This is a genomic window from uncultured Paenibacillus sp., from assembly GCF_963515335.1.
GTDB lineage: Bacteria > Bacillota > Bacilli > Paenibacillales > Paenibacillaceae > Paenibacillus_I.
In genome coordinates, this window is sequence record NZ_CAUPYC010000030.1 from 1 (window position 1) to 23,780 (window position 23,780).

A 23,780-nucleotide genomic window follows, 5' to 3' on the forward strand; every position below is an offset into this window, starting at 1 on the left:
TCCTTTCGGTAAAGAGAGGGCAGCCGGTCTCCCCAATACCCTCCGCTTCCGTTCACCCTATTTGTTCTCCATTTCTTTGAGCTTCTTGTCCAGCGCTTCCGTTACCTGCTCGGGTGTCACCTTGCCAACGGCGAGATCCTGGATCGACACGACGAACTGTCCTCTAAGTGGGCTGCGAACTGAATCAGCGTCCGCTTCGCTTCCTCCAGGTTAAAGTTAAACCCGCGGGCTGCCTGTTGCATCACTTTATAGCTGGAGGCCGTAACTTCCTCCGTGATAGCCGATGTGGAACCCCGAATCGAGACGACACTAAGCAAATAGAGCAGTAGCAGATTGACGCCGAGATAGGAAAAAAGCATATTCCGGATTATGGTCCGGCTCCACAAATGTCGAAGCATGTATCGGAAAGTCATCGACCGTCCCCCTGACATCGTCTGTTCTTCTGAATGATATAACCGGATGAGATGGCTGTAAAGCCGAAGATTCAGGAAACGCCGGCCGGTCGTTGAGCCGCCGAGCAAGAGAAAAGACGCCTCTGCGAAAGAGACGTCTGTCGATTGAGCTACGTGTCGGTTGTTCTTCCAAACTGCTATAATATCTTTTCTAATAAAAACCCGCTTCTGAAGGTTGATGACAATCGCCTTGGATCGATGTTCTGGTAACCTTGCGGGTACATCTCTGCAAGCGCACCCATAATACTATTATTAGCGCGTGTGTATAATGCTTCTTTGTTGTTTTCAAAACTTGACCTTGCCGCCTCGAAATTCTGATGGTTCAGCTTGGGAAGCTCGATTTTTAGGTCTTCCAACAAAAGTTTACCGATTATAGTGGACATGAAGTAATTGCTGTATGGCAAATGAGGATATTGGGAAACAAGAATATCACGTTTTCTTTGACTGTCGCAATATCTGAATATCAATACGGCAATAACTAATTGCGCGGCATTTAGATCATTGAAAATTTCAGAATAAAATTTGCCGAACAGCTCATTTCGTTTATATTTTGCAATGTGCGGCTGTTTTCTCCATATCGCAAATACTGCTTCTGCAGCTACCGATGATGGAATGGAATCGCCGAATGAAACTCCGCTATCACGCTTTCTTTTATAAGAGTAGCCCAGCTGTTCCACAGCGATCTCCAACTGCTTTTGATGGGTTTCATTTGCCCGCAAATCACGCAGGTCTACAGGGTTTTGACTGTTTGTGGCAAAGGTAATATCGGAAAGCATTTCATCGTGCTCTTCTCCGGGCAATTCGTATAATCTAACCAAAACAAAGCACTGTGAGAAATCGACTTCCGGATATTCCCTTAGAGTATGTAAGATGGTTTTACTTGTCTGTCCTCCATTGATGATTTGAAGGTCTTTGACATTGACAAGTCTGTTTTCTTCCGTGAACTTGTTATAATTAAACTGGCTGCAAACCATGGTTATGCCATTGTTGAAGAAATAAAAATTAGGTTTTTTATCCGACGTTAACGTCTGCTGAATATCCGAGTTCACCCTATTTTTATGTATACCCAAATGTCTTCTAATGTTCTTTTCCAATAGTGCGTCCCCATGTTTGTCCATTAAGTTCGCTATTTCCCGAACATTCATCTTGCCGATAGCGACCCTTTTGAAATTAAAATCTTCAACCACACTTTTGCCGGAAAGCGTGATCGTCTCGTTTATTTGGGTTTTTCGCTGTATTTGATTGACAATGTCCCGATGATTGTAGTGTTCGAAGGAAATTTGATCGTTGGCTATTTCGCTAATATGTTGATTGCCTTCGGCATTCCACTCGATACCGTTATTCATCATCACGCATCTTATATCCGGTATGTATCCATCCATTATTAATGCGCGAATCTCGGTAACCTTTTGCTGTAAAAGGTGATTCATCATCAATTCTTTCGTCGGGTTAAAAATGGACTTGATCGCATTTGTTACTCTCAGCACACTGTTGGCCGGAAAATTGGAATCATTCGCCAGTTCAAATTTATATTTAGCTTGAAATATGACAACCGGAAAGCTAACATTATCGTTGTCCGTATCCCCTATATATACTGCGTCTACTCCCGAATCATTTCCGCCATCTGTAAGTAAGGAATCCGCTTCGGAAGGTTCGATTCCCAAATAAGAGGAAACCCCTAACAGGGTAAAAGCTCTCGATATTTTCTTATTTAAATCATTATCCTCATTGAACCATTCCGGATGTTCAGCTACCATTTTTCGTGCCCACTGGTCCACGATTTGCTTAGCAATGTCCATTGCTTCACCTTCCAAATCCTGTTTGATCTTATGATAATGAAATACCTGACCAAACACAAGAGCTTAGTCGTTCATGAAACCTGCGCACAAGGGATTTAAGCAAAAAAACTTCACAAGGAATGAATTACGGGAAATGCAAAAGCAGATACGTGACCTGCAAGAGGAGAACGAAATCTTAAAAAAGGCCATGCACTTCTTCGCGAAAGGCAACAACGAACTCGAAGCATAGCCTGCCCGTTCAAGACAACGTGTTAAACCAAGACTTTACGGCAAGCAAACCCAATGAGAAATGGGTAACGGACATGACCTATGTCGCGACAGGGGAAGGCTGGCTCTACCTGGCGAGCGTAATGGACTTATACTCCCGTAAGATCGTCGGATGGCACATGAGCGACCGCATGACGAAGGAACTGGTGCTGCAGGCGCTCAAACATTTTAAATCAAATAAAATGAACCCATTCAACTTCTGGCTGAATGGGTTCATCATTTACCTACTCAATCAAAATCATATCTTTGTGATAGCCACGGGTCTCCGTACATATGATATCCGTTCCGCTCCCAGAAGCCCGGCTTGTCCGCCGCCATGAACTCGATGCCGCGCAGCCACTTGGCGCTTTTCCAGAAATACAGATGCGGCACGACCATGCGCACGGGATAGCCGTGCTCCGGCGTCAGCAGCGCACCGTTGTGCCGGATGCCGAGGAACGACGTATCGCGCAGGAAATCCTCGAGCGGCAGATTCGTCGTCCACCCCTGCTCCGCATGCAGCATCACGTACTTCGCCTCCGGCTTCAGCTTCACCTTGTCCATAATGGCCGATACCGGCACGCCCTCCCAGACGTTGTCCAGCTTCGACCACGTCGTGACGCAGTGAATATCGTTGGCGAACTCCTTCATCGGCAGCTTCATGAACTCCGAATATGGGATGCGCGCCTCCTCCTCGACAAGTCCGAACATGCGCAAATCCCATTTGCTCATATCCCTGTAATAAATAACGTCGCCGTAATGGAGCACCGGAAACCCGTCGGTTACCCGCTGGCCCGGCGGCACCCGGTCCGCCCGCGAACGGAAAGGGTTCTCGATAACGTTGTCGCTCATCCTGAAATAACCTCCTTCGATTGGCTTCCCGCGCGTTTCCCGGAACGCGAAAGCACGAACGGCCCTACCGCCAAAGCCAATACCAGCAGCGCCGCGCCTGTAAACAAGGATACCCCATAGCTTTGCACCCAAAACGCGCCGCCCTGGATCCGTTCGTACAGCGCGCCGCCCACCATCGGGCCGATAAACCCGGCAAGGCCGGTCACCCCGGCGAAAAAGCCGATGTACATCGGACGGTCGGCCTTCGGCGTATCGCCGATCAGAAAGTTGAACGTGAGCAGGTTGTAGCCGCCTTGACCGATGCCGAGCGCCATGTGCACCAGGATTAGAACCGGCAGAACAGGCAGCACCTCCAGCCCGATCCAAAGCACGCACGATAAAGCGATAAGCGGCAGGCTCCAGAGCAGCAGCGTAATCGTCGCAAAGCGAGCATTGAGATTACCCCAATAGTAATAGCTGACCATCATCACGATCATCTGCACGGCGGTCACGAGGGTTACCTGCGACTTACTGATCTGCAGCACCTCAAGCATGACGTACGAAAAGAGCGGTACAACGATGTTCTGGAGCAAAATAAACAGCGCGATAAAAGCGGTTGCGAGCGTGAACGAGCGGTCCATGAGCGGCTTGAAAAATTGGCCCATGCCTCCCGGCTCGGCGGACTTCTCGAACGGCGGGTTCGGATAGCGGAAAAGCTCGATCGCATTCCATACGGTGGCCGCCCCTGCAATCACATAAAGAATCACAAAGCCGGCCCCCTCCGAAGGAGCCCATTCGAGAATTTGCCCTGCAGCGAGGAGGCTCACGCCGGCGAAGGCGAAATGGATCGTATTCCGTATCCCGAAATACCGTCCTCTCACCTGTGCCGGCACCATGTCCGAGATTACGGACGACCAGACAACCCCGCCGATGGACGCGTTAAGGAAGGAGAATAAGAAAAGAGCGATAAACACCGGCACCTGCAGCCGGTCCGGCATGAGAAACGGAATAACCCCGGTCGCTACCCAGGTCGACCGGTGCAGAGTCCCGATCAGCGCCATCCAGTACTTGCGGTTTTCCATCCGCTGCATGAGGAACGCCGCCGCGATCTGGACGATATTGGCCAGCGGCGGAATCGCCAGCACCAGTCCGATCTGCTGGGAGGTCGCGCCCATGAACAGCAGATAAGCGGTCAGAATCGGCCCGCCCAGCATGTTGCCGACAAGCGTGGCCGGAATGCCTTCCCATACGGCGAGCCGGAGCGCCTTCCGCTGCTCGGAGCCGGGTCCTTTTCTGGAGCGGGGCCATTTGAAACGTTGCATGAAAGCCATACGATGTTCTCCTCACGATGTCGGTAATGCGATTATACTCCGGGACCGGTGTCTTGGCGCAGCACAAATTCCGCCAGCGTCCTCGTCATGACGCCGGTTGCTCCCTTCGCCTCCCAGCCCCTCTCCTTGTACAGCCAAGCCGTGCCTCCGATGTCCAGATGAACCCAAGGCAGCGATTCGTTAAAAGCGCCGATGAACAGCCCGCCGGTAATCGTGCCGCCATGCCGGCCGCCGCTGTTTTTCAAATCGGCCGCGTCGCTCTCGATCTGTTTCTTGTATTCCGGGAACGAAGGGAGCGGCCAGATGCGTTCGCCGGTTATCTGGCCCGCGAGCACGATCTCCTGCATCAGGGTGTCGTCATTTGTAATGGCGCCTGTCGCGACATCGCCCAAGGCGACCATAACGGCACCCGTCAAGGTGGCTACATCGATCAGCCGGGTGGCGCCGCGCCGGATCGCGGTCGTCAAGCCGTCCGCCAGCACGAGGCGGCCTTCCGCATCCGTATTCACGACCTCAACCGTACGGCCGCTCATCGTGGTCAACACGTCCCCCGGCTTAAGGGCACGGTCGGACGGCATATTTTCCGCCGCGGGAACAACGGCCACCACATTGACCTTCGGCTTCAGCTCGGCGATGATGCGCATCGCGCCCAGCACCGCGGCCGCGCCGCCCATGTCGGAGATCATCTCCTCCATGCCGTCCGCCCGCTTCAGCGAAATGCCGCCCGTATCGAACGTGATGCCCTTGCCGATCAGTCCGATTTTGTCTTTATCGTCCGGCGCGCCCTCATAGTGGATGACGATCATCCGCGGCGGATTGACGCTGCCCTGGCCAACGCCGAGCAGTCCGCCCATTCCCTGCTCGGCGGCGGTCCACTCGTCGATCACCTCGATGTCCAGGCCGAGATGGTTCGCAAGCTGCTCCGCTTCGAGCGCCAGCATCTCGGGCGTCAGCATGTTGCCTGGAAGGTTGGTCAAGTCCCGCGCGAAACAGGTCGCTTGCCCGAACACGAGTCCACGGTGCATGCCTCTCTCCCACTCGGAGACGCTTTCCGCCGGCCCTCCGTTTCCTTCCGCGTCCGGCATCGTAAACGTGACGGCCACATCCGTCTCCTCCGCCGTCTCCTTCCGGCGCGCCTTGCGGGAATGAAGGCCGAGCAGCAGCCCTTCCGTTAAAGCTTGCGCAGCCTGCGCCGTCTTGCATTCCGAAGTGCCGACGAATACATGGCCGTCCACCCAAACAACGACGCTGCCCGCCTTCAGCTTCTTCACGACGCGGGCGGCCGCGGCGCCGGCTTTCCGCAGCGTTTCAGCCGTATGGCTGCCGCCGATCCCGACAAATACGGCATGCTCGGCATCCGTGAGGCCAAGCGTAGGAAGCAGCTGCGTCTCTCCGGCTTCCGCCTTGAACAGCCCCTTCTCCGCATACCGCCTCGCCGCTTCCTCCAATTGGGCAGGGAAGCCTGCGCCGGCGCCCGCAGCGGACGGGGACGTCCCTTGCTTGAATCCGTCGCCCGCAAGCCGCACGATAACCTCCGCGTTCCGCAGCGCCTCGGCTGCGTTTGCCTCCAGTCGAAACCGAACCTCCATCGTGATGACACCCTCCTCACAGGCAACCCGGCGGGCTTCGGCGCCGCCGGGCAATATAGGTAAAATGAAAAAGAATCGGACTCTACCCCGATTCTAATCGTTTAGGATACCGAAGGCAAATGAATCTTGAACTCGGTCCCTTCGCCCGGTGTGCTTTCCACATGAATCGTTCCGCCATGATTGCGGATGATCCGGTAACTGACGGAAAGTCCGAGTCCGGTGCCCGCTTCCTTCGTCGTAAAAAACGGATCGAACAGCCGTCCGAGCGTTCGCCGGTCCATCCCTTTGCCGTTGTCGCGGACCATAATGACGACGTTGCCGTCTTCTCTGTACGTCGCGACATCAATCCGCCCCTTGTACTCCTCGGTCATGTCGCCGATCGCATCCAGCGCGTTTCGCACGAGATTCAGGATCACCTGCTTGATTTGCTTCGTATCGATCGCTACCTGAAGATTCTCTTCGTAGGACTCGTAATGGATCTCGCAGCCCTTCATCAACGCTTCGCTGTCGGACAGCAGCAGAACCTCTCTAAGCAGCGTGTCGATCTCCACCGTCCGGACCATGGGAGCAGAAGGCTTCGAGGAATTCAGAAACTCATAAATAATGTCGTTCGCGCGATCGATCTCGGTGAGGATAATCCGAGCGTACTCTTCCTTGCCGAGTCCCGCCAAATGCGGCCTGAGCAGTTGAATGAAACCGCGTATCGACGTAAGGGGATTGCGGATCTCATGCGCGATCGCCGCCGCGATTTTGCCCAGCATGGCGAGCTTGTCGTTCTGGTAGGCGCTCTGTTCGATCTGCTTGTACTCGGTTACGTCTTTTACGCTGATCAGGTAGTCGCCGTCCAGCTCATCGGCATAAGTGCCCGTCAGAAGCAAATGTCGGCCCGCTTCGTCCTGAATCTCATAATACCGGGAGCGTTGCAGCACCATTTCGCGATAGACGCGCAAAATCGTCCGTTTCGCGCTTCGCTTCAGATCCGGGCGGGACAAAATGTCGCGGAGCGTGCAGCCGACCAGCATTTTCCGGGGAACATCGAGCAACTTCGCCATCTTCAGGTTGATGAACGACAGAATCCCGTCCGCATCGAACAACGCGATCCCGCTGTCCATATGCTGCAGGACGTTCTCGTATTTATTTTTTACATTCTGAAAAGACAAATGCGATTTGAACAGCATCTCCCGCATTTCGGTAAAAATCCGCTCGTTCTGATCGCTGGGCTGGACCCGAATCCGATAAGCGACCATAAGCTCGATCAGGAAAATGAAGGAGCGGTTGTACAGCGCCAGCGCCTCCTCCGACTCCACATTGGCCACAAGCGTCTGCATCGTCTCTTCGTGCAGCGCGATGATCTCTTCCGGATGAATCCCTTGAAGCAGCTTGCCGAGCTGCGTAGCCTCGAACAGCGAAGCTTCGTTGCCTTCCCTTACATACTCGGCTAACGCCGGAAAATAGTGCTTGCGAAGCGCGCCCATCATTCTTCCTCCCCTGCCGCGGTTGCCGGGCAGGGGACACAATCGTCCGATTCCGCCGCCTTCCGCCATTTGCGGAACGTAATGCGGGTTTCGTCGGAACGGTTGCGGTTGACGTCCAAATCATCCACCAACTGGGCGGCCCATTCCGCGTCCACGGACGCCGCATTTCTATGCCGTTCGTACATGCTTACTTCGATTCCCGCCTTTTCCTCTTTCAGAAAATAATCGATAGTCATGCGGCACACATCCGCTATTGCAATAAGCTTTAACGCCATTTCCGAAACTGCGAATGCCAACTTCGTTTGATCCACCAGACCGAAACCGAGACTTTTGGCCATCTCGCGCGCCCGTTCGCGTGCTTGAATCGCATCGGACGGTTTAGTGATGAGGAAGGTTTCCAAATTGCGTTCGCCTCCGCTTGTATAGCGTTATCACTCAATGGTTCCAACCTGTCTTGTCTTTATCATAATTATGTAAAGAATTGGAGTCAACCGGAGACTTTGTCGAAAAATGCGGAATGCCGGGAAACAAAAAACGGTAAAAGCAAAGGCTTTCACCGTTTTTCCGCTTTCGCGACTTCCGCTAATCGTCGTCCCGTTCGTCGCGCTCACCGGTTTTAAGCCGGTCTTGGCCGCCGTCTTCTTTATCCCGCTGACGCTTTACGCTATCGCCGTTACCTCGACCGGCCCGCTTGTTCTCGTCTTCATCGTCATCGCCGCGGTTCACCGTATTGTTCCGCTTATCCCCGGAAACGTAATCGCGGCGGCCGTCGGAAGCTTCTTCGCTTCCATCGCGCCCGCCTTTGCCGGAGCCGGTCGAATCGCCCTTCGCCCTTGTTCCGCCGTCGCTCTTGCTATCGCTGTCGGACTTGCCGGCCGGCCGCCGGTCGTTATTGCCGCCGGACTCATCGCCGCGGCCCGGTTCGTCATCCTCATTGTCTGCTTGTTTGCCGTCCAAGGGCTTATTGATCCACCGCTGATTCGGCTGCTGCATCGGGCCGGAAGACTTGACGGTTCGGTTTGCCCCGTCATCCGAACCGTCGCCTTTTGTCCGCTTGCCGCTATCCCGTTCGCCATCGTTATGATCGTCGTCCCGCCCGCGATCGCGGGCGTCGCCATCGTCGCCGACGTCGTCTTCGCCGCGGTCTCCGCGCTCGTCATTATTCTCGTCATCTTCCCGCTGATCGTCTTCAACAGCATCCTTCTTGGCGCCTTTCCTACCGTCCTTCTTGTCCTCATTCTCCTCGGCGCGATCCTCGTTCCCGCTGCCGCGGCGATCCTTCACGCGCTCGACCCGTTCGATGTTCGTCTCCGTTTTCGGTCGAACCGCCTCATTCCCGGCGTCGTTCGTTTCCTTGACGTTCGCCTTGGCCGCTTCCTTCTCGATCTTCAGAAGCTTTTTCAGCTCCGCTTTAACACCGTCATCGTCCGCCGCCGCGCCGCCGACCAGCGCCTGGACGCCGCCAAGGCTTTTCACCGCGTTATGGATCGACGTTTGCTTCAACGTCTCCAGCTCGAGCGGCGACGCTCCCTCTTTGTTCGCGAGCAGATAAACGGCCATTTTGCCTGGGGAAACCCCTCTTGAGATCGACGCTTCGCGCAGCTCCGCCGGCGCCTTCAGATGGGTGATTTGCACGGGCGCAGCCGTTCCGCTCGCCTTGACGGTTTGCGTCACCGCTTTGTCGACCGCGGCGGCGACTTCATCCTCGAAACCCGCCGAGATGCCGCCGTCGATCAGGATGCTTGTGATGAAAATATCGCCGTCGTTAAGCTCCAGATAACGGGCGTCGTTGACTTTCTCGATAATCCGGGACGTTACTTCCTCAATCGGCTTTCCCTTATAGGCGACACCCGCGATCACCGCGGCGCCGTCGGCGTTCAAAGCCCGCAGCTTCAGCACATCCCGGTCGGCCGCAATGGCGAACTCGATGCTCGGATTGATATCCATCGCCACATACGCCGCCACCTTCGGCCCGCCGAACGGCCATGCGCGGGGAACGGCCAGAGCCAGGAGCAGAATGACCGCCGCCGCGGCGACCGCCGGCATCCATACCGGCCGCCGCAACGGGCCGGTGCTCGCATCCCCGAACTCGATCTCTTCGCCTACCCTGCGATGGCGACCCCCCGGCACCTTCCGGTACGAGCCGTCCGGAGTGAGGACTACGCAAAACCTTCTATGCACTTCCAGCACGATGCCCCTGTTCATAGTCCCGCTCCTTCCACGGTTCGGTCGGTCGTTCCGTCCGGCAGCTCCAGATATGCCTGCAGATGCGGATAATCCCCTTGCATAATGATCGCCGCGGCGATAATGAACTTGCGGTTGCGCTCCAGCGTCTTGCGGGACACCGCGCTAAGCAAGGTCAGCTCCTTGATCGGCAGCTGCCGCTTCACCTCGAGCAGCGCGAACAGCTGGGCGTCCGACGCGAGACGGGCGCCGATCCCGTACAGCATCGCCCGCGAGTCGGCGTGTTTGGGCGATTTGTCGGCCAGCTCCATAAAAGAAATGCCGAACGGCTTCAGCCTCGCCGTAAAGGCTTCGATCTCGTATCTTCGCAGCTCCGATTGCCGCTCCTTGTCATAAACAGCAAGCGCCTCGCCCGTTTCCACCGGATTGACCGGCGTATCCTCGTCGTCCTCCGTATCGAACGCGCTCATCGGCACCGTGTGCGCATGGCGCTGCTCTTTTCGGACATAATCAATCAACCGGCGGCGGATGACGGTTTCGGCAAAGCCGAGAAACGACTTGCCGGCGGTCGGCGAGAATTGGTCGATCGCCTCGTTGAATGCGGAGAGCGCAATGCTGAACTCGTCGTCGCAGGTCGGATCGATATATCGTTTGCAGAACCGGCTGGTCACCTTGGCGATGTACGGCCGGTAAGCCGCGATGAACGTGTCGCGCAAACCGGGCTCGCCCTGGACGATCCGCTCCACGACCGATTCGGGTGACGCTTTCTCCCCGTTCCCGGCTTCGTTTCTGCCGAAAAACCGTTTGATCAATAGGAGTAACAACCGCTCCACCTCTTATGTACATCATTCGTTAACAGGCCGCTCCTTAAGGGGGCAGACCGAATATTTCCCGAAGGACTTTGAACGCAGCAGCAAGAAAAAAAGCCTCCCTCAGGAGGCGGGCGGGTTCACGTCAGCGAGATTCCGAGGGACGGCGTCGACGAAGCTTGTTCCGCCTGCCGTTCAATTTGATCAGCCGTTTCTTGAGCTGCTCTTCCCAATCGGTATCCCCGAGCTGCTTGGCGAAGCTCAGCAGATCGAGCGCCATGTCGATTTGACTCATGACCACGTCCATCGGATCCTCGTTCTCGTGGTTTACGCAGTTTTCGAGCAGCGCGTTACCTTTTTGCTCCACGTAATCGTGGAAATCGACCTCCGAAGCGCCGTCTCCGTGCGCGTATTCGGCCAGTATCTCATATTCGTTCTCTGCCAGGTAATGGATGTCCACCCGGTGGCACACCGGACAGAACAGGATCGGCACGTTATGAATGAGCGTCCGGTAATGTTTTAACGTGCCTTTCGTGCCGATCATACTGGCGCCGCAGCAGAAGCTCATGCCGTCACCCCCATACTTTTACCCATTCGATACCCGCCGCGTTCCCGGCGAATCACATCTTCATTGCCATGTACCCTACCTATTCGCGGCGGACGGGTCGAATTCCTGCACGACGTTTCGACAAATGCCGCCGGCAGCGACCGTCGAGCACCGCCGGCCCAATCCCACGGCCGAAAATGATCGGCACAAAATCATCCCAAGTGAAGCGAAGCTCTGCAGCGTATTCCCATTCCTTTTCGGGGATCCCGCCAACAAAAAAGAACCCGTACCCTGTGGTGAAGGGTAGCGGGTTCTGCTTCCGTGCGGCTTATTTCGCAACCAGGGTCGATTGGCCCGGTTTCCAGTTCATCGGGCACAAGCCGCCCGATTGCAGCGCTTGAAGCACGCGCAGCGTTTCGTCAACGCTGCGTCCCACGTCGTTATGGTTAACGACCTGGTACTTCAACTCGCCTTCCGGATCGATGATGAACAGGCCGCGCAGCGCGATGCCTTCTTCTTCGATCAGGACGCCGTAGTCGCTTGCGACTTTCTTCGTCAGATCGGCTGCCAGCGGGAAGTTCAGTTCGCCGAGGCCGTTGTCGCTGACCGGCGTGTTGATCCATGCGCGATGGCTGTGTTTGCTGTCCGTGCTGACGCCGAGAATTTCCGTGTTCAGCTTCTTGAACTCGTCGGCAGCCAAGCTCAGCGCCGTAATTTCCGTTGGACATACGAACGTGAAGTCCAGCGGATAGAAGAACAGGACGAGCCATTTGCCTTTGAAATCGGAAAGCGAAGCCTTGCCGAAATCTTTGCCGTTACCCAGCGCGGTTTCCATCGTGAAGTCCGGAGCCGGGCGGCCTACCAAACGTTGTGCCATGAGCAGAATCCTCCTTGCGCGTTAGCGTATTTTCTTGGAGCCCGCCGCCTCGCCGGCAGCCTGGCTTACAAGATATGATATTATCACTGGTCAAGAATAAAGTCAACCTTATACTCATTATTTATTTATATTAATTACAAATAAATTTATTATAGAATCCGTTTATTTGCGCATCGCCGCAACGATAAGCTCGCCCATCGCCTGCGTGCCGATCGCTTTGCGCTTGTCCACGGCAATGTCACCGGTCCGGTGGCCGTCGTTCAGCACTTCGGCGACGGCATCCTCGATCGATTTTGCGGCATCCTCGTAGCCGAACGTCAGCCGGAACATGAGCGCCACCGACAGAATCGTCGCGATCGGATTCGCGATGCCTTGGCCTGCAATGTCGGGCGCCGAGCCATGCACGGGCTCGTACAATCCGAACGCGCCTTCGCCCAGCGAAGCGGAGGACAGCATGCCGATCGAGCCGGTCAGCATCGCCGCTTCGTCGCTCAGAATGTCGCCGAACATGTTCTCGGTGACGATGACGTCGAAGCTGGACGGACGGCGGAGCAGCTGCATCGCGCAGTTGTCGACAAGCACATGCTCCAGCTCGACATCCGGATACTCCGGGGCGATCCGGTTGACGACTTCGCGCCACAGGCGCGACGTTTCCAGCACGTTTGCCTTATCGACAGAGGTCAAGAACTTGCGGCGCTTCTGCGCGATTTCAAAAGCCTGGCGAACGATCCGCTCGACTTCGGCTACATTGTATACGCATGTATCCACCGCTTCCTGTCCGTTCTCGCCTTCGCGGCGGAACTTCTCGCCGAAATAGATGCCGCCTGTCAACTCGCGCACGACGATCAGGTCGGTGCCTTCCAGCACCTCCGGCTTCAGCGTCGAAGCTTCCTTCAGGCAATCGAAGATCGTTGCCGGGCGAATATTCGAGAACAGGCCGAGCGCCTTGCGGATGCCGAGCAAGCCGGTTTCCGGACGAAGCTCCTTCGGGTTGTTGTCCCATTTCGGGCCGCCGACGGCTCCGAGCAGAACGGCGTCCGCTCGTTTGCACATGTCGAGCGTGTCCTGCGGCAGCGGCGTTCCTTTCTCGTCGATGGCAATGCCGCCGAACAAGCCGTGCTCGAACGAGAACTTGTAGCCGAACAGCTCCTCGGTTTTATTCATCACTTTAATCGCTTCCGCGACTACCTCCGGTCCGATGCCGTCTCCGGCGATAACCGCGATTTTTTTCACATCAGCCATTATACCCTTACACTCCTTTGATTAAATCAAGCTCATTTTATCTCGGCGGCCCGGCGATTGGCGCTTGTCGATCAGCCGGTTAAGCGCGTCCATGTAGGCGCGGGCGCTTGCTTCGAGAATATCGGTGCTGACGCCGCGGCCTTGGGCGGAAACCTCGCCCTGCTTCAATACGACGTGCACCTCGCCGAGCGCGTCCTTGCCCTGCGTTACGGATTTGATCGAATAGTCCTCGAGTTCGACCGTTTCGTCCGTCAGGCCGTCAATCGCGTTGTAGATCGCGTCGACCGAGCCGTTCCCTTCCGCATTCCGCTCCGAGATGCCTTTGCCGGCAACCCGGATCGACACGGTCGCGTGCGGAACCGATTGGTTGCCGTAGCTGACCTGAAGCTTCTCCAGCGTGTAGACCTCCGGCGTGTCGATCAGCTTCTCTTCCAGCATCGCGCGTATATCTTCATCGCTCACATTCTTTTTGCGGTCGGCCAAATCCTTGAACTTGCCGAACGCCGCGTTCACCGCGTCTTCACCCAGATCGTAGCCGAGATCGATCAACTTCTCGCGGAAGGCGTGGCGCCCCGAATGCTTGCCGAGCACCAGCTTCGATTCGACGAGGCCGATCGTCTCCGGCGAGATGATTTCGTACGTCGTCTTCTCCTTCAGCATGCCGTCCTGGTGGATGCCGGACTCATGCGCGAACGCGTTCGCGCCGACAATCGCCTTGTTGCCCGGAACGACCATGCCGGTCAGCTTGCTGACGAGACGGCTCGTCTTGGCGATTTCCTTCAGGTTCAGCGTCGTTTGGGCGCCGTAGAATTCCGCCCGCGTCGCGAGCGCGAGCGCGACCTCTTCGAGCGCCGTATTGCCGGCGCGCTCCCCGATGCCGTTGATCGTGCCTTCGACCTGGTCGGCACCGTTCTCGATGGCCGCGAGCGCATTGGCGGTCGCCAGGCCGAGATCGTCATGGCAATGCGCGCTCAGTTGAATGTTCTCGATGCCGTTCACATTCTGCTTCAGCGTCTTGAAAATGTTGCCGAATTCCGAAGGCGTCATATAGCCGACCGTATCGGGGATGTTGACCACGGTCGCACCCGCGCGAATCGCCATTTCCGTCACCCGGCACAGAAAATCGAGCTCGGTCCGTCCGGCGTCCTCCGGCGAAAATTCGATCTTGCTGAAATACTGCTTCGCATACCGGATCGCCGCTTCGGCCGCCTCCAGCACCTGCTCCTTCTCCATCCGCAGCTTGTGCTTGCGATGGATCGGAGAAGTCGCCAAAAACAGGTGAATGCACGGATCCTGCGCGTCCTTCAGCGCTTCGCGCACCGCGTCGATGTCCGGCGTGCGAGAACGGGACAGGCCGATGACCGTCGCGTTCTTAACCGCGCGCGCCACCGCATTGACGCCGGCGAGATCGCCGGGCGATGCGGCCGGGAAGCCGGCCTCGATCCGGTCGACGCCCAGCTTCTCCAGCTGCAGCGCGATCTCAACCTTCTCCTTCATGTTCAGGTTGACGCCCGGAGATTGCTCCCCGTCGCGCAATGTCGTATCAAAAATGTAGATTTTACGCATACCGCACCTCCGTGGCGTCTGCCTGCCGGGCAATACGCCGTTTGTCCGTAAGCGCAATATCCCGGCCCGGCGGCGCGGCGAAACCATGCCCCGCTAGGGGCATGGTTTCGCAGTGGTCCGTCCGTTCCGGGATCATTCGCCGACGATTTGTCCGTATCGGATTTCCGTTATATGAGCTGGCTTATTTCTTGATCCAGTGCATCAGCTCGCGCAGCTGGCTGCCCACCTGCTCGATCGGATGCTCGGCCTCGCGGCGGCGGGTAGCCGTCAGCGTCGCCTTGTTAGATTGGTTCTCAAGGATGAAGTCGCGCGCGAAGCGGCCGGACTGGATGTCCTCCAGCACGCGTTTCATTTCTTTCTTCGTCTCTTCCGTCACGATGCGAGGACCGGTGACATAGTCGCCGTACTCAGCCGTGTTGGAGATCGAATCGCGCATCGAAGCCAGGCCGCCTTCGTACATCAGGTCGACGATCAGCTTCAGCTCGTGCAGGCACTCGAAGTAAGCCATCTCAGGCGCATAGCCCGCTTCAACGAGCGTTTCAAAACCGGCTTTGACCAGAGCACTCGTACCGCCGCACAGAACGGCTTGCTCGCCGAACAGGTCGGTTTCGGTTTCTTCGCGGAAAGAAGTCTCGATAACGCCCGCGCGGGTACAGCCGATGCCTTTGGCATAAGCCAGGCCGATTGCCTGCGCGTTGCCGGTTGCGTCCTGCTCGATCGCGATCAGACCGGGAACGCCGAAGCCCTCCACGTACGTGCGGCGAACCATGTGGCCCGGCGATTTCGGCGCAACGAGCAATACATCCGTATGGGCGCTTGGCACGATTTGGCCGAAATGAACGTTGAAGCCGTGGGAGAACATGAGCGCGGCGCCTTTTTTGAGGTTGGGCTCGATCTCTTCTTTATATACGCGGGCTTGCGTTTCGTCCGGCATCAGAATTTGCACGACGTCGGCCAGCTTGGCCGCTTCCGCTACCGGAAGCACCTCAAAGCCGTCATTTTTGGCCTTGTCGGCGGATTTGCCGGCGCGCAGGCCGATGATGACCTTCAGGCCGCTGTCGCGCAGGTTTTGCGCTTGGGCATGGCCCTGGCTGCCGTAGCCGATAACCGCGATCGTTTTGTTCTGCAGAACTGCAAGGTCCGCATCTTTCTCGTGAAACAATTTGACTGCCATGAGAATAAAAGCCTCCTTTGATTTAAACCCTTTTGAACGGGTGCTCGAGGAGGGAGCCGGCGAAGCGGTTCCCCCGCTTGAGCACCCGTTCAAAGCGGGCATGGTTCCATATGTAAGGCCGCTGCCGTTACAGCGGCGGCCCCGCTTCCGCAATGCCGCAAAACAATCCCCAAAAAGTGACGTGATGCTCTGTAGCTTAATCCGGTTACTTTTCGGGGACCCCATTTAGAATAAAGGTACACCCATCCCGCCGGCATTGCAACCTTCCATCCGGCAATTCGCCGAAACGGCGATACTTTACTTCATCGATGCGTTGCCGCGCACCATGGCGGTGACGCCCGTGCGGGAAAGCTCGCGAATGCCGTACGGCTTGAGCAGCTCGGTCATCGCGTCGATTTTGTCGGAATCGCCGACAACCTGCACCATCATCGTGCTGGAGCCGATGTCGACCACCGATGCGCGGAACGTCTCCACCACACCGAGAATCTCGGGACGGGAGGCCGGCTCCGCATTGACCTTGATCAACGCGAGCTCGCGGCCCACCATCGGATTGGCGCTCAGGTCGACGACCTTGATCACGTCGATGATCTTGTACAGCTGCTTGCTGATCTGCTCCAGCGTGTTGTCGTCACCGGTGGTGACGATGACCATCCGGGACAAGCCCGGTTCTTCGCTTGCGCCGACGGTAATGCTCTCGATATTGAAGCCGCGGCGGCCGAACAGGCCGGATACGAGCTGAAGGACCCCGGGCTGGTTATTGACGAGTACGGCGATCGTATGCTTGCTCATTTCTACGCATCCCCCAGTATCATATCATCGATCGTGTTTCCTTGCGTAACCATCGGATACACATTCTCGCCCTTGCGGACGACGAATTCGACGACTGCCGGTCCGTCATGACGGAGCGCTTCCTCCCATGCCCGGCGCGCTTCTTCTTTGTTCGAAGCGCGGAAGCCTTTTACCCCGTACGCTTCGGCCAGCTTGACGAAATCCGGGCTGCCGGCAAGATCGATATGGCTGTAGCGATTGTCGTAAATGATTTCCTGCCACTGGCGGACCATCCCCAGCACGTGGTTGTTGATGATCGCCACCTTGACCGGAATGTTGTTGATCGAGCAGATCGCCAGCTCCTGCGCGCACATTTGCATGCCGCCGTCGCCGTTGATCGACACGACCGTACGGTCCGGATTGGCCATCTGCGCGCCGATCGCGGACGGGAAGCCGAAGCCCATCGTGCCGAGGCCCCCGGAAGTGACCCAGGAACGCGGCCGGTTGAAACGGTAATACTGCGCGGCCCACATCTGATGCTGCCCGACGTCGGTCGTGACGATCGCTTCGCCCTTCGTCGTCTCATGAATCATCTCGATGACCCACTGCGGCTTCAACTCGACATCAGAATCCGTGTAGCTGAGCGGCACTTCCTTCTTCCACCGCGCAACCTGCGCTCGCCATTCGTCGGCCTTGTCGGCCCGTTTGGCGTCCTTGTTCGCGAGCTGGAGCACCGTCTTGATCTCGCCGACGATCGGAATGTCGGTCGGCACGTTTTTGCCGATCTCCGCCGGATCGATGTCCATGTGGACGATTTTCGCGTTCGGCGCAAAGCCCTGCAGCTTCATCGTTACGCGGTCGTCGAAGCGGGCGCCGATGTTGATGAGCAAATCGGATCCTTGAATGGCCTTGTTGGCCGTATAGGTTCCGTGCATGCCCGGCATGCCCATCCACAGCTCGTGGCCGCTCGGGAAACCGCCGAGACCGAGCAGCGTCGTCGTGATCGGAATGTCCGTCTTCGTGACGAATTCGTACAGCTCCTCATGGCCGCCCGAGTAAACGACGCCGCCGCCTGCCAGAATGACCGGACGGGATGCTTCGGCGATCGCCTTGATCAGCTTGTCGACCTGATTTTTGTTCGGCGACACGGTCGGGTTGTAGCCGCGGATGCTGATCTCCTTCGCCGGCTTGAACAGCGTCGCCGCCGCGGACACGTCCTTCGGGATATCGATCAGTACCGGACCTTTCCGGCCGGTGTTCGCGATATGGAACGCCTCATGGATGATGCGGGGCAAGTCCTCCGCCTTGCGAACCAGATAGCTGTGCTTCGTGATCGGCATCGTAATGCCGATAATGTCGGCTTCCTGGAAAGCGTCGGTCCCGATCGCGCTCTGGACGACATTGCCCGTGATCACGACCAGCGGAACCGAATCCATGTACGCGGTGGCGATGCCCGTGACGAGATTCGTCGCTCCCGGACCCGAGGTTGCGATACAGACGCCGACCTTGCCGCTCGCCCTCGCATATCCGTCAGCCGCATGAATGGCCCCTTGCTCATGACGCGTCAGCAGATGGTTGAAATCCGAGAAACCGTGCATCGCGTCGTAAATGTACAGCACCGCGCCGCCCGGATAGCCGAATACGCATTCGACGCCCTCCAGCACCAGGCTCCGAAGCAATATTTCGGAACCCGTAATGACTTCGGGCTTCGACAGCCTTTCCATGATTTCCTCTTTTGACCGAAGCGTCGTATCTTGTGCGCTCATCCTGGTCATCCTCCTTCCGCATAGTCCGAAAATTTGTCCCGAAAAGCAAAAATGGCTGCGGCTTATTCCGCCGACCGGACGGTTAAGTCCGCTCGCATCGAACGTGTACGCCAAACGCGGCGGCTCATCCTCGGCTTGCATCCGTATCGCTTTCGATACGGCCGGCCGGGAGCCCGGGCATAAGACAAATGCTCTAAAACCAAAAAAGCCTTCCGCCCCTAACACGTATTCCGTGTTGAGGGACGAAAGGCATATCTTCCGTGGTACCACCCAGGTTTGTCATACATCTCGCAATGTACAACCTCGATAGGAAAGAAAACGGCGTGCACTCCGATCCTCTTACCTATGGCACTATAACGCGTGCCCCGCGATTTTCCCTAATAAGCGGCGCCTTTCAGGAAAACAGCTCCGAGGTGAGCTCGTAGAAAAGGGATTTTGGCGACGGTCTCAGCATGTTCCGTCCGCTCTCTGAGCAAAAGAGCCCTTAACACTTCGTCCTCATCATTGCCGATGTCGTATTAGCTTATCGTTAATTATATGCACTGCGGAAGCGTTCGTCAAGACTAATCTTCCCCCGGGCGGAAAAGTTATGCGGCGCCGGGCAACCGGCCCTTCTTCCGCATAAGATGCAACCAGCAGCCGCTCCCGCAGCGGCAAACATCCTGAATACGGGAAGGGATCATCATGATCAGATCATACAAGGCACGAACCGACACCGCCCACATCGTCCGGCTGATCCGGGCCGAGCTTGTCCCGCTGTCGCACCATGCGGGCTATGCGGGCCGCCTGTCCGACCGCGACCTGGCGTCCCGTTTGAAATGGGGAGCCACGTTCGTCGCGTCGCGCGAACGGCTCGCGCAGCCGGACGGCTTCATCCATGTCGTCGCCCGAAACGATGTGCTGGTCGTCGATATGCTCGCCGTCCAGCCGAACCGTCGGCGGCGCAGCCTGGGCCGGCGTCTGATGGCCTGCGGCGAAGCATACGGCCGTTCGGCCGGCTGCTCGAGGGCTTGCCTGTTCGTGGACCAAGGCAACGAGCGGGCGCATCGCTTCTACGCCCGGCTCGGTTATGCGACCGTACGCTACCTTCCCCATTACCGCTGCTTCGAGCTCGTCAAGCCGCTAAGCGGAGGCGGGTCGGCGCACCTTGCGGCAATGACCTGAACCGGACGGTCAGGACATTGCCGGCCGGGCTTGGCGGATCAGAACCAGAAACCGCCGCCGTACGGGTAGACGCCCGCTCCATACGGGCCGTAATAACCGCCGTACCCATAGCCGTAAGGCGCCGTTCCGATCGCCAGCAAATCGAACAGCACCAAAGGCAGAATCGCCTTCGTAGCGGCTTTGCCTTTTCCTTCCGCCTGCAGGAACAGCTTACCCGAACGGGCGCGGATCAGTTTGCCTGAAATGACCGCCCCGTCCTTGCGAAGCGCATATACTTTTTTGCCTACCAGCTTGCGTGCTTGCTCCATCGTTACGTCTTGCATGCTTTTCCCTCCCTTATCCGTTCTCCTCCATGCTATTCATACAGGGCGAACGCAACCTGTACCAATGTCCGTGGAGATCCGGAAAAGGGCGCAAATACAAGCTGGTCATCCTCATTCTCACTTTCTCCAAAAAAGAAAAGTAGACCGCCCTCGCCAAGGTGTTCGGTCTACTTTATGGTCCTGACATCGCTGCCGCTCTTCCAGCGGCTGTTGTGCGGGGATCGGTTGCAGCCGGTCCCTTTTCTGCTTCCAGCATACCATTTTTTCGCCGTGCCGACAACGTTGTTCCCTGCCCGCTTCCGGATCGTCCCACGAACGTTCACGCCCCTTCGATCGATCCGGGCGCCGATGGACAATTCCCCTATGACAGATGAAAGCCGCCCTCCGGGGGCGGCCTTGAAACGCCGGATGCGGCCTGACGGCCTACAAATCCTAGGCGTTGATTTTTTGCTTGGCGATGCCCGCAAGCGAGTTGAAGGCATTCGAGTCGTTGACCGCAAGATCGGCCAGCATTTTGCGGTTTACTTCCACGCCGGCCAGCTTCAAGCCGTACATGAATTTGCTGTAGGACAGGCCGTTCTGGCGGGCTGCCGCATTGATCCGCGTGATCCACAGCTTGCGGAAATCGCGCTTCCGCTGACGGCGGTCGCGGTATGCGTAGAGCAGCGACTTCATCACTTGCTCTTTCGCCGTTTTAAACAGTCTGTGCTTGGAACCGAAATAGCCCTTCGCGAGCTTCAAAATCCGTTTGCGACGACGCGTGCGGACGAATCCGCCTTTCACTCTTGCCATGAATAAAACCTCCTGTGGTATCTGCTAAATATATCGTTCGAGCCGTTGATTAACCTTTGATTTGGGACAGGCCTTGTTTCAGGCGAGCCACGTCGCCGGAAGCCATGAGCGGCTGGTTGTTCAGCACGCGCTTCTGGCGGCCGGATTTGCCGGAGAGAAGGTGGTTCTTGTAAGCTTTGTAGCGTTTCACTTTACCGGTGCCGGTAATTTTGAAACGGTCTTTCAAGCTGCTGTGCGTTTTCATCTTTGGCATGGGATGTTTCCTCCATCTTCATTACAAAATAGTCGTGCGCGATGCCGCCGCCGCGCCTAGTTGTTCTTCGGCGCCAAAATCATGATCATGCTCCGGCCTTCCAGCTTCGGCGCGCGCTCAACGACGCAGATGTCCGCCACTTCCTTCTGCAGGCGGTCCAAAATGCGCTGGCCGATGGCGGCGTGCGTAATTTCGCGTCCGCGAAAACGGACCGAAGCCTTGACCTTGTCGCCTTCGCCCAAAAACTTGACGACGTTCTTATACTTCACTTGATAGTCGTGCTCCTCGATGTTGGCGCGGAACCAGACTTCCTTCAGGTCGACGATCTTTTGGTTCTTGCGGGCTTCCTTTTCCTTCTTCTGCTGCTCGTAACGGAATTTACCGTAATCCATGATCCGGCACACCGGCGGCTTCGCCGTCGGCGCCACGTTGACCAGGTCCATGTTGGCGTCAATCGCCATCTGCATCGCTTCGCGAATCGGCTTGATGCCGATCTGCTCGCCATCGGGACCTACCAGGCGAACCTCTCTCGCCCGGATCTCGTCGTTGATCTGATGCTCTCTGCTAATAATCCTTCACCTCCGCCAAATGGTCGCTGATTTTCTATACACAGCCGGCCGCCGCATTCAAACAAAAAAATGCGGGTCGCCGGACCCGCATTCCATAATCGATCATCGAGGCGCTGCCTGTCCGCAATGCACAGGCGGCTTTCCGAATGATAGCGAACCGGCCGGCACAACCGGACAGGTGAGAAGCGGGTGCTTCTTCTTGCGCTAACAGCTATTCAACAAACACTAACAATTACTATAACACGCTGCCGAAGCCGTGTCAACGAATACTACACCTGCTTGCTCTGCACTTCCTCCAGCCGCAGTACGCGCGTATGCTTGGTGTGGCTCCACTGCTTGTTGTTCTGCGTGAAGAACGCATAGAATGTAATCGGCCACCAGGAGAGCAGGAAGAACGGCAGGGTCAACAGGTGGGCATACATTTTCCAGTTGTTGACCCGCTCGAGCGCAAGCGCCGCCGGAAACTGGATGATGCCGAAAAACAACGATACGCCGACTACCCAAACCGGCAAATATTCATAGATCGATACGAAAATATTACCGGCCGGAACGATGTTGTCCGTCCACATCATGACGCTGAGCAGAAACCCGAGCAGAACGTTATACACCGTGACGGAATACAGGGCCGCGTCGAATTTGACGAAGCTGCGTTCCTTGACGCTCTGCCAGAGAAGCGGGAAAAAGTAACGGCGGGCGACGTTGAAATGCCCTTGCATCCAGCGCAGCCTTTGGCGGGCCGACGCCTGGAACGTGATCGGCTTCTCGTCGTACACCTTCGCGTCGTAGTTCAGCACAGGGTGAACGCCGCGCCGGATGCACCTCATCGTGAACTCCAGATCCTCAACAAGGCTTGTGGCGCCCCACCCCATTTCCTTGAGCAGGCCGGACTCGAAGCACATGCCGGTTCCGCCGAGGAAATTCGCCATGCCGAGATTCGTGCGGGACTGCTGCCACAACCGGTTGCAGAACCAGTACGTGATGCCGTAAGCGGCCGTAACCCAGGAATCGTCCGGGTTTTTCGTGTCCAGATAAGCCTGGACGACCTTGTGGCCTTCGCAAAGATCGTTGTTCATGTGGATCAGGAAATCCGGATTGACGAGATTGTCCGCGTCGAACATGACGACCGCGTCATACGGCTTCGGCATGGCCCACAGCTCTTTGAGCATCCATTCGATCGCATGCCCTTTGCCGCGCAAATGCGGGTTCTGACGCTCGCACGCCCGGACGCCGTAGCTGCGGACGACGTCGGCCGTACCGTCCGAGCAGTTGTCGCAAATAACGAATATATCATACAGCTCTTTCGGATAATCGAGTTTTTTCAGATTTTCGAGCAGCGCGCCGACGACCTGCTCCTCATTGTGCGCAGCCACCAGAACGGCGAACGACTTGCGCGGCGCGTGCATGTTGCGCGACTTGCGCTTCATGACGCCGAACACCGAAATGACGAACTGATACACGCCGACAACCGCAACGACGATTTGCGCAAAAATCAGCAACACGTTGAACATATTTGATTGTGCCCCCTTAAGACCCCTTTTTTTCATACTCTCTCTTTACTTGCTATCGGCTTCTACGACGGCGCCGAGCTCTCTTTTTGGTTGCCGGCGCCGTCCGGCAAACTGCGTTTCCCATTTTCCACGGAATATCGCGGTTTGTCAAAAGCCGGATGGCCGCCGAACGTCCAGCTTGGAGACGAAAGCGGCAGGTTTACCGGCGCGCATCCCGGAAAAAAAGGGAATTTGGACCACGGCCCCCTTTTTCGGCCTCTTCTGTTCGTTCGACAGCCCGGGAGCCTGAAGGCGGCGCCATTACGCTATAACGTTTCCCGCGCACGCCCAAAACATCCCGGTCCTCTCGCGCGTAAACGGAAAAGCCGGTTTTTTTTCCTTACCCTGTATAGACGATTACGAACCCCGATCCGTTGCTTTGCCATGTGACAAAATGATGAACGTTCGATGCCTTTGCAACACGGGAGCCGCGACTACCGTAACAGCATTGCCAACTCATGCTATTTGTAAAACGG

General features: G+C 56.7%; 21 protein-coding genes, 1 pseudogene and 1 other annotated feature. Of the genes and pseudogenes, 2 read left to right on the forward strand and 20 right to left on the reverse strand.

Translation table 11 applies throughout. The features are described from left to right. Positions 1 to 589: 589 nt before the first annotated feature. Positions 590 to 2,251: an AIPR family protein gene (locus RWM61_RS11225; protein ID WP_314000703.1), complete on the reverse strand. Its 1,662-nt coding sequence runs from the start codon at positions 2,249 to 2,251 to the stop codon at positions 590 to 592. Between the two features lie 203 nt (positions 2,252 to 2,454). Here RWM61_RS11225 and RWM61_RS11230 point away from each other — a divergent pair. Beyond that, a pseudogene (locus tag RWM61_RS11230) lies at positions 2,455 to 2,679 on the forward strand (DDE-type integrase/transposase/recombinase); the annotation flags it as partial. 67 nt (positions 2,680 to 2,746) lie between these two features. Here the strand turns inward: RWM61_RS11230 and RWM61_RS11235 are convergent. From RWM61_RS11235 to ilvB, 14 genes are all read right to left on the reverse strand, one after another. Then, a complete protein-coding gene (locus RWM61_RS11235) occupies positions 2,747 to 3,349 on the reverse strand; it encodes a sulfite oxidase-like oxidoreductase (protein ID WP_314000704.1) in 603 nt (200 codons plus the stop codon). Next, entirely contained in the window at positions 3,346 to 4,659 is a 1,314-nt protein-coding gene (locus RWM61_RS11240; protein WP_314000706.1) for an MFS transporter, read from the reverse strand. The genes RWM61_RS11235 and RWM61_RS11240 overlap by 4 nt, the downstream gene beginning before the upstream one ends. Before the next feature lie 32 nt (positions 4,660 to 4,691). Next, positions 4,692 to 6,248 (reverse strand): leucyl aminopeptidase, encoded by a 1,557-nt coding sequence (locus RWM61_RS11245; protein ID WP_314000708.1) that lies wholly within the window; start codon positions 6,246 to 6,248, stop codon positions 4,692 to 4,694. A gap of 101 nt (positions 6,249 to 6,349) precedes the next feature. Next, a complete protein-coding gene (locus RWM61_RS11250) occupies positions 6,350 to 7,723 on the reverse strand; it encodes an ATP-binding protein (RefSeq protein WP_314000710.1) in 1,374 nt (457 codons plus the stop codon). Then, entirely contained in the window at positions 7,723 to 8,124 is a 402-nt protein-coding gene (locus tag RWM61_RS11255; protein WP_314000712.1) for a hypothetical protein, read from the reverse strand. Before RWM61_RS11255 ends, RWM61_RS11250 begins: the two co-directional genes overlap by 1 nt. Before the next feature lie 181 nt (positions 8,125 to 8,305). Beyond that, positions 8,306 to 9,928: an anti-sigma factor domain-containing protein gene (locus RWM61_RS11260; protein ID WP_314000714.1), complete on the reverse strand. Its 1,623-nt coding sequence runs from the start codon at positions 9,926 to 9,928 to the stop codon at positions 8,306 to 8,308. Next, positions 9,925 to 10,731, reverse strand: a complete 807-nt coding sequence (gene sigI / locus RWM61_RS11265; RefSeq protein ID WP_314000716.1) for an RNA polymerase sigma factor SigI — start codon at positions 10,729 to 10,731, stop codon at positions 9,925 to 9,927. The genes RWM61_RS11260 and sigI overlap by 4 nt, the downstream gene beginning before the upstream one ends. Before the next feature lie 130 nt (positions 10,732 to 10,861). Beyond that, positions 10,862 to 11,284, reverse strand: a complete 423-nt coding sequence (locus RWM61_RS11270; RefSeq protein ID WP_314000718.1) for a hypothetical protein — start codon at positions 11,282 to 11,284, stop codon at positions 10,862 to 10,864. Positions 11,285 to 11,591: 307 nt separating this feature from the next. Then, entirely contained in the window at positions 11,592 to 12,140 is a 549-nt protein-coding gene (locus RWM61_RS11275) for a peroxiredoxin (protein ID WP_314000720.1), read from the reverse strand. 162 nt (positions 12,141 to 12,302) lie between these two features. Beyond that, on the reverse strand, positions 12,303 to 13,382 hold the full coding sequence (gene leuB / locus RWM61_RS11280; protein WP_314000722.1) for a 3-isopropylmalate dehydrogenase: 1,080 nt from the start codon (positions 13,380 to 13,382) through the stop codon (positions 12,303 to 12,305). A gap of 21 nt (positions 13,383 to 13,403) precedes the next feature. Next, entirely contained in the window at positions 13,404 to 14,948 is a 1,545-nt protein-coding gene (locus tag RWM61_RS11285; RefSeq protein WP_314000724.1) for a 2-isopropylmalate synthase, read from the reverse strand. Positions 14,949 to 15,129: 181 nt separating this feature from the next. Then, a complete protein-coding gene (ilvC, locus tag RWM61_RS11290; RefSeq protein ID WP_314000726.1) occupies positions 15,130 to 16,122 on the reverse strand; it encodes a ketol-acid reductoisomerase in 993 nt (330 codons plus the stop codon). Between the two features lie 297 nt (positions 16,123 to 16,419). Next, positions 16,420 to 16,911, reverse strand: a complete 492-nt coding sequence (gene ilvN / locus RWM61_RS11295) for an acetolactate synthase small subunit (protein WP_314000728.1) — start codon at positions 16,909 to 16,911, stop codon at positions 16,420 to 16,422. A 2-nt stretch (positions 16,912 to 16,913) separates the two neighbouring features. Continuing rightward, a complete protein-coding gene (gene ilvB, locus RWM61_RS11300) occupies positions 16,914 to 18,656 on the reverse strand; it encodes a biosynthetic-type acetolactate synthase large subunit (protein WP_314000730.1) in 1,743 nt (580 codons plus the stop codon). Between the two features lie 684 nt (positions 18,657 to 19,340). On the opposite strand from ilvB, the gene RWM61_RS11305 reads away from it, so the two are divergent. Continuing rightward, complete coding sequence (locus RWM61_RS11305) at positions 19,341 to 19,820, forward strand: GNAT family N-acetyltransferase (protein ID WP_314000732.1); 480 nt, start codon at positions 19,341 to 19,343, stop codon at positions 19,818 to 19,820. Positions 19,821 to 19,858: 38 nt separating this feature from the next. On the opposite strand, the gene RWM61_RS11310 is transcribed toward RWM61_RS11305, so the two are convergent. The 5 genes from RWM61_RS11310 to RWM61_RS11330 all read right to left on the reverse strand — a co-directional run bounded on the left by RWM61_RS11310 (position 19,859) and on the right by RWM61_RS11330 (position 23,265). Then, positions 19,859 to 20,143 carry a hypothetical protein gene (locus RWM61_RS11310; protein WP_314000734.1) on the reverse strand — a complete coding sequence of 95 codons (285 nt, stop codon included), beginning with the start codon at positions 20,141 to 20,143 and terminating at the stop codon, positions 19,859 to 19,861. A gap of 432 nt (positions 20,144 to 20,575) precedes the next feature. After that, positions 20,576 to 20,935 carry a 50S ribosomal protein L20 gene (rplT, locus tag RWM61_RS11315; protein WP_314000736.1) on the reverse strand — a complete coding sequence of 120 codons (360 nt, stop codon included), beginning with the start codon at positions 20,933 to 20,935 and terminating at the stop codon, positions 20,576 to 20,578. A 49-nt stretch (positions 20,936 to 20,984) separates the two neighbouring features. Beyond that, positions 20,985 to 21,188, reverse strand: coding sequence for a 50S ribosomal protein L35 (rpmI, locus tag RWM61_RS11320; protein WP_314000738.1), 204 nt, complete (start codon positions 21,186 to 21,188; stop codon positions 20,985 to 20,987). Positions 21,189 to 21,244: 56 nt separating this feature from the next. Then, entirely contained in the window at positions 21,245 to 21,739 is a 495-nt protein-coding gene (gene infC / locus RWM61_RS11325; protein WP_314000787.1) for a translation initiation factor IF-3, read from the reverse strand. Positions 21,740 to 21,814: 75 nt separating this feature from the next. Then, positions 21,815 to 21,964: a sequence feature (ribosomal protein L20 leader region), on the reverse strand. Positions 21,965 to 22,026: 62 nt separating this feature from the next. Then, the gene (locus RWM61_RS11330; protein ID WP_314000740.1) at positions 22,027 to 23,265 is read right to left on the reverse strand and encodes a glycosyltransferase family 2 protein; all 1,239 of its coding nucleotides are present in this window, start codon (positions 23,263 to 23,265) and stop codon (positions 22,027 to 22,029) included. Between the last annotated feature and the right edge of the window lie 515 nt (positions 23,266 to 23,780).

Coding starts and splice junctions, on each gene's coding strand:
- RWM61_RS11225 (WP_314000703.1), bottom strand. CDS start 2,251: ATGGACATTGCTAAGCAAATCGTGGACCAGTGGGCACGAAAAATGGTA.
- RWM61_RS11235 (WP_314000704.1), bottom strand. CDS start 3,349: ATGAGCGACAACGTTATCGAGAACCCTTTCCGTTCGCGGGCGGACCGG.
- RWM61_RS11240 (WP_314000706.1), bottom strand. CDS start 4,659: ATGGCTTTCATGCAACGTTTCAAATGGCCCCGCTCCAGAAAAGGACCC.
- RWM61_RS11245 (WP_314000708.1), bottom strand. CDS start 6,248: ATGGAGGTTCGGTTTCGACTGGAGGCAAACGCAGCCGAGGCGCTGCGG.
- RWM61_RS11250 (WP_314000710.1), bottom strand. CDS start 7,723: ATGGGCGCGCTTCGCAAGCACTATTTTCCGGCGTTAGCCGAGTATGTA.
- RWM61_RS11260 (WP_314000714.1), bottom strand. CDS start 9,928: ATGAACAGGGGCATCGTGCTGGAAGTGCATAGAAGGTTTTGCGTAGTC.
- RWM61_RS11270 (WP_314000718.1), bottom strand. CDS start 11,284: ATGAGCTTCTGCTGCGGCGCCAGTATGATCGGCACGAAAGGCACGTTA.
- RWM61_RS11275 (WP_314000720.1), bottom strand. CDS start 12,140: ATGGCACAACGTTTGGTAGGCCGCCCGGCTCCGGACTTCACGATGGAA.
- leuB (WP_314000722.1), bottom strand. CDS start 13,382: ATGGCTGATGTGAAAAAAATCGCGGTTATCGCCGGAGACGGCATCGGA.
- RWM61_RS11285 (WP_314000724.1), bottom strand. CDS start 14,948: ATGCGTAAAATCTACATTTTTGATACGACATTGCGCGACGGGGAGCAA.
- ilvC (WP_314000726.1), bottom strand. CDS start 16,122: ATGGCAGTCAAATTGTTTCACGAGAAAGATGCGGACCTTGCAGTTCTG.
- ilvN (WP_314000728.1), bottom strand. CDS start 16,911: ATGAGCAAGCATACGATCGCCGTACTCGTCAATAACCAGCCCGGGGTC.
- ilvB (WP_314000730.1), bottom strand. CDS start 18,656: ATGAGCGCACAAGATACGACGCTTCGGTCAAAAGAGGAAATCATGGAA.
- RWM61_RS11305 (WP_314000732.1), top strand. CDS start 19,341: ATGATCAGATCATACAAGGCACGAACCGACACCGCCCACATCGTCCGG.
- RWM61_RS11310 (WP_314000734.1), bottom strand. CDS start 20,143: ATGCAAGACGTAACGATGGAGCAAGCACGCAAGCTGGTAGGCAAAAAA.
- rplT (WP_314000736.1), bottom strand. CDS start 20,935: ATGGCAAGAGTGAAAGGCGGATTCGTCCGCACGCGTCGTCGCAAACGG.
- rpmI (WP_314000738.1), bottom strand. CDS start 21,188: ATGCCAAAGATGAAAACGCACAGCAGCTTGAAAGACCGTTTCAAAATT.
- RWM61_RS11330 (WP_314000740.1), bottom strand. CDS start 23,265: ATGTTCAACGTGTTGCTGATTTTTGCGCAAATCGTCGTTGCGGTTGTC.